The organism is Streptomyces sp. NPDC005533 (assembly GCF_042871845.1).
Lineage (GTDB): Bacteria > Actinomycetota > Actinomycetes > Streptomycetales > Streptomycetaceae > Streptomyces.
Genome location: NZ_JBIAJH010000094.1, coordinates 1 through 8,660, shown reverse-complemented (window position 1 = coordinate 8,660; position 8,660 = coordinate 1). Strand labels below are relative to the sequence as shown.

The following is an 8,660-nucleotide window of genomic DNA, read 5'->3' as shown; positions in this document are numbered from 1 at the left end:
CACGCTGGACATCGGTCACCGACAACGGCGGAATCTTCGGGCCAGGACGACTCATACCCCAACCAACGACAAACCTCTGACTCAGGTCACTAGGCTGTCCCTTTCGGATCTTGCCCTGCGCCGCAGGTGGCGGGTGGCCTAGCCGGTGCGCAGCCAGACCCGCGGCGGGCCGACGGTGGTGAAACCGCTGCGGACCGCGGCGTCCAGGTCTGCCCCGCCCTCGTAGCCGACGACGTCCAGGTCCGGCCAGCGGGCGGCGGCCCCGGTGAGGGTGCCCGCCCAGGCCGCGTCCGCCGAAGCCCCGGCACCGGCGAACAGGTTGGAGACGCCCACCACACCGCCCCCGGCGCTCACGACCGCCCCGTCAGGAAGGCGATGCCCTCGCGCAGCAGGGACGGCCGGAACAGCCCGGTGCCCTCCTCGTCGCCCCGGGCGGCCTCCCACGCCGCCGGCTCCTCGGCACCGGCCACCTCGGACCACTCCGGGCCGGACGGGGCCGCCTGCGGAAGCGGAGCCCCGGCCGGGCGGTGGATCCGCTGCGCCTCGAACAGCACCTCGAAGCCGTCCTTCACCGAGCAGTCGGGGGAGTCCGTGTCGCCCCCCGGACCACACTCCCCGCCGGCACGGCCGGCTCCAGGGTCACGGCGTCGGGATACATCGGCGGAGTCCGCCGCGCACTGACCCGGAAGCCCCCGCCTTCGTACCGCGGCGACAGCCCCTGCGCACGACAGAACGCGTCGCACCACGGGGCGTTGTTCAGCGCGGCCCGGCGCAGCGTCGTGCCCGTGCCCGTGTTCGTCCCGTCCTTGATCACGCCCGGGATGATGTCACGGGCCTAGCCTGGGGGGATGAGCTTTTCGACCTACCTCCGGGAAGGCGGGCGCGTGGGCCTGCGCCCCTTCCGGCTCGCCGACGGCCCCGAGTTCACCGCACGCGTGCGCGAGAGCCGCGAGCTCCACCGGCCGTGGCTGGCGCCGCCCGCCACCATCGAGGAGTACGAGCCGTACGCGGCCCGGCTGACGGAAGGCGGGGGCCGCGCCGGGTTCCTGGTCTGCGAGCGGGAGACCGGCGCCATCGCCGGCTTCGTCAACGTCAACAACATCGTGCGCGGGGCCTTCCAGTGCGGAGCCCTCGGCTACGGGGCCTTCGCGCACGCCGCCGGGCGGGGCCTGTTCCGCGAAGCCCTCGGGCTGGTCCTCGCCCACGCCTTCGCCCCCGAAGCCGGCCACGGCCTCGGACTGCACCGCCTGGAGGCCAACGTCCAGCCCGGCAACACCGCCTCCGTCGCCCTCGTGCGGGGAGCGGGTTTCCGCCTCGAAGGACTCTCCCCCGACTTCCTGTACGTCGACGGAGCCTGGCGCGACCACGAGCGCTGGGCGATCACCGCCGAAATGCAGGTGCCCGAGGGGGCCCATCGCACAGGATGAGGACATGCGAACCCTGGTGCTCCTCGACGCCCCGTCCAACCTCGGCCTGCGCCCGCCCGCGCCCGGCGCCGTACCCGGCGTCTACAAGCTCGCCGGGGCCCTGCGCGAACAGGGCCTCCTCGCCCGGCTCGGCGCGCGTGAGGGCGGGGTGGTCGTCCCGCCGCGCTACGACCGCGGCGACTGGCAGGAGGGCGACGGCGTCTTCCACGCCGAGGCCCTCGCCGCCTACACCGTCACGCTCGCCGACAGGATCGAACGCCACCTGCGGGCCGGGGAGTTCCCCGTCGTCCTCGGCGGCGACTGCTCGATCCAGCTCGGCGCCGCCCTCGCCATGCGCCGGATCGGACGGTACGGACTGGCCGCGATCGACGGCTCCGCGGACTTCCGCCACCCCGGCAACGAGGCCGTGAACGGGCCCGTCGGCGCGGCCGGCGGCGAGGAGCTCGCCCTCTCCACCGGCCGCGGCCAGGCCGATCTCGCCGACCTGGAAGGGCGGGCCCCCTACCTGCGGGACGAGGACGTACGGCTCTTCGGCCTGCGGGACGGGGACCCGGACCTCCCGGAACTGCGCGCGGCCGGGATCTCCGTGGCCACCGTCGGGGAGATCCGCGAGCGCGGAGCCGGACCGGTGGCGCGGGCGGCGCTGGAGGGCCTCCACCCGCCGGAGACCGCCGGCTTCTGGGTGCACCTGGACGCCGACGTGCTGGACCCGGCCGTCATGCCGGCCGTGGACAGCCCCGACCCGGGCGGGCTGGTCCCCGACGAACTCGCCGAGCTGCTCGGCGTACTGGCGCGCTCACCGCGCTGCGTCGGGATCAACGTCACCATCTACGACCCGGACCTGGACCCGGACGGGCGTGCGGGCGCGCTGCTGGCCGATCTGGTCGCGGGCGCCTTCCGGTAGGACCGCACGAGGGGCTTTGCGTAATCCTGACCGGTGGTGATCCGCGGAACCCCTGTGCACGGGCCGCCGCGGCGTGTTCCATTTCCCCATGGCCACCACCGTCCGCCGCGCCGTACTGACCCTGCCCGCAGCCCCGCTGGGCGCCGAGAACCCCCTGCCCGCCCTGCGCGCGCCCGACGACGTGCACGCGCTGGACGACCGCTCGCGCGACGGGCTGCCGCGCGACATGGCACGGCAGATCGGGTACGAGCCGCTGCGCTCCCTGCTGCCCGTCCGGATCCGGGACGGGTACGGACGGGACCGGCAGGAACGCGAGTTCGAGACGATCGTCATCGAGAACGACCACCTGCGGGTGACCGTGCTCCCGGAACTGGGCGGCCGCGTCCACTCGCTCCTGCACCTGCCGACGGGCCGCGAACTGCTGTACCGCAACCCGGTGTTCCAGCCCGCGAACTTCGCGCTGAACGGGGCCTGGTTCTCCGGCGGCATCGAGTGGAACATCGGCGCGACCGGGCACACCACCCTCTCCTGCGCCCCCCTGCACGCCGCGCTCGTCCCCGCCCCGGACGGGGGCGTGATGGTCCGGCTGTGGGAGTGGGAGCGGCTGCGCGACCTGCCCTTCCAGGTGGACCTGTGGCTGCCCGCGGACTCGGAGTTCCTCTACGTCGGCGTCCGCGTGCGCAACCCGCACGAACGGCCGGCGCCCGTGTACTGGTGGTCCAACATCGCCGTACCGGAGGACGCGGGCACCCGGGTGCTCGCCCCCGCCGACGAGGCCTGGCACTTCGGGTACGAGCGCGCGCTGCGCCGCATCCCCGTACCGGAGTGGGAGGACGCGGACCGCACGTACCCGCTGCGCAGCGAGTACCCGGCCGACTTCTTCTACGAGGTCGAGCCCGGGGCCAGACCCTGGATCGCCTCGCTGGACGCGGCCGGGCAGGGGCTCGTGCAGACCTCCACCGGGCGGCTGCGCGGGCGCAAGCTGTTCGTGTGGGGCGCGGGCGGCGGCGGCCGGCGCTGGCAGGAGTGGCTGACCGAGCCGGCCACGGGCGGCTACGCGGAGATCCAGGCCGGGCTGGCCCGCACCCAGCTGGAGCACGTACGGCTGGAGGGCGGCGGGGAGTTCAGCTGGCTGGAGGCGTACGGCCCGCTGGCCGCGGAACCCGCCGCGGTGCACGGGGCCGACTGGGCGGCGGCGCGCGCCGCGGCCGAGCACGCGCTGGCCCGGGCGCTGCCGGCCGAGCGGGTGGAGACGGCGTACAAGGCGTGGCACGAGTGCGCCGACACCGAACCGGGCGAGCGGCTCGCGGCGGGCTCCGGCTGGGGTGCGCTGGAAGTGATGTGCGGGGGCTTCACCCTGCCGGGCACCCCCTTCGGCGAGTCCACTCTCGGCGAGGAGCAGGCCCCCTGGCTGGAGCTGTGGCGCACGGGCGTCCTCCCCGCCCCGCGGCGGGTGGTCCCGCCGGGCCCGAGCCTGGTCGCCGCGCATTGGCGGGACATGCTGGAGACGGCCCCGGCCGACCCGCTGACGGAGTACCACCTGGGCGTCGCCCAGTGGCACGCCGGGGACGTGGCGCAGGCCGTACGGAGCTGGGAGCGCGGGCTGGCGCTGGCGCCGTCGCGCTGGCCGCTGCTGAGGTGCCTGGCGGTGGCGGACGCGCTGGCCGGGGATCCGGCGCGGGCGGCCGACGGGTACGCGGCGGCCTTCGAGGACCTGGCGGGGGAGAGCCGCGGCGGCGAGACGTGGGCCCCGGCGGAGGCCGCGCTGGGCCGCGAGGCGATGACGGCCCTGCTGGCCGCCGGCCGTCTCCCGGAAGCCCGCCGCGTCTGGGACCGGCTCCGGCCGGCCCTGCGGGAACAGGGCCGCTTCCGGCTGCTCGCCGCGCGGCTGCTGGCGGCGGAGGGCCATGTCGCCGCGGCGCGCCGGGTCTTCGAGGACGGCTTCGAGATCCCGGACCTCCGCGAGGGCGAGGAGTCCCTGTCCGAGGCCTGGTCCGCCCTCACCGACCGCCCGCTCCCGCCCCGCTACGACTTCCGCATGCGGCCCCCGCTGTAGGCGCGGGCCGACCCGCCGCCGAGCCGGGCCGCGCGGCTCAGGCGCGGCAGAGGATCTCGCCGTTCAGGACCGAGAACCACGCGTCGGCGTCCGCACCCCACGTACGCCAGGCCTCCGCGGCGGCGGCCAGGTCGGAGGCCGACGCGTGCCCGCCGCCGGTGGCCCGGGCCGCGTACGCGGAGGCCGTCGTACGGTCCGCCCACAGCGACGACCACCACGCGGCCTCCTCCGGGGTGGCGAAGCACCAGGACGTCGCCGACGCGGTCACTTCCGTGAAGCCGGCCTCCCGGGCCCACGCCCGCAGCCGGCGCCCCGCGTCCGGCTCGCCCCCGTTGGCGCGGGCGACGCGCCGGTACAGGTCCAGCCACGCGTCCAGGCCCGGCGTCGCCGGGTACCAGGTCATCGCCGCGTAGTCGGCGTCGCGCGCGGCCACGATCCCGCCCGGCCGGCACACCCGCCGCATCTCGCGCAGCGCCTGCACCGGGTCGCCCACGTGCTGCAGCACCTGGTGGGCGTGGACCACGTCGAAGGAGTCGTCCGGGAAGTCCAGCGCGTGGACGTCCGCCGTGCCGAACTCGATCCCGCTCACCCCGCGCTCCGCCGCGTGCGCCCGGGCCTGCTCGACCACCTCCGGCGCCGCGTCGACGGCGGTGACCCGCCCGCCCGGTGCGACCAGCTCCGCCAGGTCCGCGGTGATCGTGCCCGGGCCGCAGCCGACGTCCAGCACGGACATTCCCGGACGCAGCTCGCCGATCAGGTACGCGGCGGAGTTCTCGGCGGTGCGCCAGCGGTGCGAGCGCAGGACCGACTCGTGGTGGCCGTGCGTGTAGACGGCGGTTTCCCTGGCGGCGTTCATGGCCGGCCCTCCTCGTCGAAAGCGTTGCGACCACCGTAGACGATCAGCTCGTCATCTGAGATGCGTGTTTTGACATGTGGACACCAGCCGTGCGGGACAAGGGCTTCGGTTCGACCGGCCGGGGGTCGGTGGCAGGGCGGTGCGGGTGCGAGGAGAGTGGCCCCAGGGGGCGTTGCCATGGCAGAGGACGGTGAGAGCCATGCCGGAGACGCTGCTCGAACAGCACGCCGAAGCGCTGCGGCTGTTCGGTGAACGGGTGCGCGCCATCAGGGACGACCAGTGGGACGCGCCGACCCCGTGCACCGAATGGACCGTGCGGGAGCTGGTCAACCACGTCACCGGCGAGCAGCTCTGGATCCCGCCGCTGGTCGCGGAAGGCCGCACCGTGGAGGAGATCGGCGACGCGTTCGCCGGCGACGTGCTGGGCGAGGACCCGGTGGCCGCCTGGGAAGAGGCCGCGGCCGCCGCGCACGCCGCCTTCACCGCGCCCGGCGCCCTGGACCGGACCGTGCGGCTCTCGTACGGGCCCGCGCTCGGTTCGGCGTACTGCTCGGAGCTGACCGCCGACTGCGTCGTGCACACCTGGGACCTCGCGCGGGGCATCGGCGCCGACGACCGGCTGCCGGACGGCCTCGTGGAGTTCTCCATCAAGGAGGTCATGCCGTACGCCGACGCGCTCGCGGCGAGCGGGATGTTCGCGGCGCCGCTGGAGGTGCCGGCCGGTGCGAACGCGCAGACCAGGCTGCTCGCTCTGGTGGGGCGGAAGGGCTGAGCTCCGGCGCCCGCAGCCGGCTCCCTACGCCCAGGTAACGGGCATAGCGCCACAAATAATCGTATAAAGGTCAGGATCAGGGCTCGAGCGCGGAAGGCGGCACACGGTGGCGGGGACGCAGCGCACGGCGACGGAGGGCCGCGGCCCGGTCCGGTACGGCCCGCCGGCGCCCCAGCCGGGCCTGCCCGTCCTCCCCGAACTGCTCTCCGTCCTCGCCGCGGCCGCCGGACGCGCCGCCCCCGAGCCCCCGGGCGGCGGGGAAGCCGTACGCGAGGCCGCCTGTCGGTACTGGGGGCGCCGCGGGCTCGCCACCTCCCCGGAGAACGTCGCCGCCGGACCCGGCGCCCCCGCCCTGCTCCTCGCCCTGCTCGGGGCGTACGGGGGCGACGTGATGCTGCCCCGGCCCTGTCCCGCCTGGTGGACCCCACAGGTCCGGCTGCTGGGACAGCGGGCCTACCACGTGCCGACCCCGGCCGAGTGCGGCGGCGTACCCGACCCCTACGCGCTGCTGGAGACCGTACGGCGGGTGCGGGCCGAGGGCGGCGACCCGCGCGTGCTGCTGCTGTCGGTCGCCGACGACCCGACCGCGACCGTCCCGCCGCCCGAGACGCTGCGCGAGGCCTGCGAGGCCGCCGAGTCCGCCGGGCTGTTCGTCGTCAGCGACGAGAGCTGGCGCGACACCGTCCACCGGCCCCACGACACCCTGGTCCTGAGCCCCGCCGAGATGCTCCCCGAACAGGCGGCCGTCCTCGTCGACCTGTCCGGCGCGCTGCTGCCCGCCGGCTGGCCCGCCGCCGTGATCCGCTTCCCCGGCACCGCGCGCGGGACCTGGCTGCGCGCCCGCACCCTCGACGTCCTCACCGCCACCGGAGCGCTCGTCGCCGGACCCGTCGCGGGCGCCGCCGCGCACGCCCTCGACGAACCCGACGCCGTCGCCGGACGCGCCTACGCGGCCGCCGCCCTGCACGGCGTGGTGGCCGCCGCCGCGCACCGCGAGCTCCTCGCGGCCGGGGCGCTGGCCCGGCCGCCGCAGGCCGGCCGGCACCTCTACGCCGACCTCACCCCGCTGCGCTCCGGACTGGCCCGGCACGGGGTCGGCGACGCCATGGAACTGGAGGACTGGCTCGGCGGCCGGCTCGGCGCGCCGACCCCCGGCGGGCAGCGCTTCGCGGACGAACTGGGCGCGCTCCGGGTCAGGTTGTCCACCGGGCCGCTGCTGGGCGCCACGCCGCAGGAGCGGCTGGCCGCACTCACCGCCCGCGATCCGCTCGCGCTCCCGCACGTACGGAGCTCCCTCGACCTGCTCGGATCCGTCCTGGCCGGGCTGGCCTGACCCCGACACACGCCGATGACCCGACCTGCCTGCCCCGACCCGGTGAACGGAGACTGCTCGATGAGGGACCGGACGGACGCCGCCCCCGCCGCCCCCGTGTCCACGGCGCCCGCGCCCACGCCGACGGCGACACCGCCACGGGCACCTGAACCGCCGGAGCCGGAGCCGCCCGTGCACCGGCCTCCGCACCCGCATCCGCGCCCGAACCCACAGGCGCAGCCGCGGCCGCTCGGCGCACACCGCCGGTGGCCCCGCTCCTTCGCGGACCGGCTCACCGCGCCGCTCCCCGGCGTCCGCGCCTTCGCCCGGCTCGCCCGCGAAGGCGCCTTCCGGCCCGGCCCCGAAGGGCTGCGCGGCATCCCCGACCTGCCGTACGAGCCGGGCCCGCTGCCCGTCGCACCCGCCGGGACGGTCTCGGTCACCTGGGCCGGACACGCCAGCTGGGTGCTGCGGACCGGCGGGCTGACCGTACTGACCGACCCCGTCTGGTCCCGGCGGATCCTCGGCACACCCGCCCGGGTGACTCCCGTCGGGGTGCGCTGGGAGGACCTGCCGCCGGTGGACGCGGTGGTGATCAGCCACAACCACTACGACCACCTCGACGCCCCCACCCTCAAGCGGCTGCCCCGGCACACGGCGCTGTTCGTCCCGGCCGGCCTCGCCGGCTGGTTCCGCCGCCGCGGCTTCACCCGGGTCACCGATCTCGACTGGTGGGAGTCGGCCGAACTGGACGGAGTGCGCTTCGAGTTCGTCCCCGCACACCACTGGTCGAAGCGGTCCCTGATCGACACCTGCCGGTCCCTGTGGGGCGGCTGGATCCTCACCGACACCACGAGCCCGACCCCGCGGAAGATCTACTTCGCGGGCGACACCGGCTACGGCCACTGGTTCGGTGAAATCGGCCGCCGCCATCCCGGAATCGACCTCGCCCTCCTGCCGGTCGGCGCCTACGCCCCGCGCTGGTGGCTCGGCGACGTCCACGCCGACCCGGAGGAGGCGGTCCGCGCCTGCCTCGACCTCGGGGCGCTGCGGATGGCCCCCATGCACTGGGCCACCTTCGTGCTCTCCGCCGAACCGGTCATGGAACCCCTGCACCGCACCCGGGCCGCCTGGTCCCGTGCCGGGCTGTCCCGCGAGCACCTCTGGGACCTCCCGATCGGCGCCTCCCGCACGCTGCCCGACCCCGACCCCGACCCCGGCCCGGACCGGGAGACGGCCTAGGGAGTGTCTTTCCGATCATCGGATCGTTGGTCCGGACGTGAGGGAAGCCGAGTTGTCTGATGCCGCGTGGGCGGTGATCGCGCCGTTGCTG

At 75.7% G+C, this 8,660-nt stretch carries 9 protein-coding genes; 6 read left to right on the top strand and 3 right to left on the bottom strand.

What is annotated here, in order from left to right; genetic code table 11:
* Positions 1-138: 138 nt before the first annotated feature.
* The gene (locus ACFYP3_RS36190) at positions 139-354 is read right to left on the bottom strand and encodes a hypothetical protein (protein ID WP_388842218.1); all 216 of its coding nucleotides are present in this window, start codon (positions 352-354) and stop codon (positions 139-141) included.
* Positions 351-572 (bottom strand): hypothetical protein, encoded by a 222-nt coding sequence (locus ACFYP3_RS36185; RefSeq protein ID WP_388842216.1) that lies wholly within the window; start codon positions 570-572, stop codon positions 351-353. The genes ACFYP3_RS36190 and ACFYP3_RS36185 overlap by 4 nt, the downstream gene beginning before the upstream one ends.
* A gap of 276 nt (positions 573-848) precedes the next feature.
* On the opposite strand from ACFYP3_RS36185, the gene ACFYP3_RS36180 reads away from it, so the two are divergent.
* The 3 genes from ACFYP3_RS36180 (at position 849) to ACFYP3_RS36170 (ending at position 4,387) form a co-directional block, all read left to right on the top strand.
* On the top strand, positions 849-1,427 hold the full coding sequence (locus ACFYP3_RS36180; protein WP_388842214.1) for a GNAT family N-acetyltransferase: 579 nt from the start codon (positions 849-851) through the stop codon (positions 1,425-1,427).
* A 4-nt stretch (positions 1,428-1,431) separates the two neighbouring features.
* Positions 1,432-2,331, top strand: coding sequence for an arginase family protein (locus tag ACFYP3_RS36175; protein ID WP_388842212.1), 900 nt, complete (start codon positions 1,432-1,434; stop codon positions 2,329-2,331).
* Between the two features lie 88 nt (positions 2,332-2,419).
* Entirely contained in the window at positions 2,420-4,387 is a 1,968-nt protein-coding gene (locus ACFYP3_RS36170) for a DUF5107 domain-containing protein (RefSeq protein ID WP_388842210.1), read from the top strand.
* A 37-nt stretch (positions 4,388-4,424) separates the two neighbouring features.
* Here ACFYP3_RS36170 and ACFYP3_RS36165 read toward each other — a convergent pair whose 3' ends face one another.
* Complete coding sequence (locus tag ACFYP3_RS36165; protein ID WP_388842208.1) at positions 4,425-5,243, bottom strand: methyltransferase domain-containing protein; 819 nt, start codon at positions 5,241-5,243, stop codon at positions 4,425-4,427.
* A gap of 199 nt (positions 5,244-5,442) precedes the next feature.
* Between ACFYP3_RS36165 and ACFYP3_RS36160 the strand changes: the two genes are divergently transcribed.
* From ACFYP3_RS36160 to ACFYP3_RS36150, 3 genes are all read left to right on the top strand, one after another.
* Positions 5,443-6,015: a TIGR03086 family metal-binding protein gene (locus tag ACFYP3_RS36160; protein ID WP_388842206.1), complete on the top strand. Its 573-nt coding sequence runs from the start codon at positions 5,443-5,445 to the stop codon at positions 6,013-6,015.
* A 106-nt stretch (positions 6,016-6,121) separates the two neighbouring features.
* Positions 6,122-7,348 (top strand): aminotransferase class I/II-fold pyridoxal phosphate-dependent enzyme, encoded by a 1,227-nt coding sequence (locus ACFYP3_RS36155; protein ID WP_388842204.1) that lies wholly within the window; start codon positions 6,122-6,124, stop codon positions 7,346-7,348.
* Positions 7,349-7,408: 60 nt separating this feature from the next.
* A complete protein-coding gene (locus ACFYP3_RS36150; protein WP_388842202.1) occupies positions 7,409-8,569 on the top strand; it encodes an MBL fold metallo-hydrolase in 1,161 nt (386 codons plus the stop codon).
* The last annotated feature ends 91 nt before the right edge of the window (positions 8,570-8,660 follow it).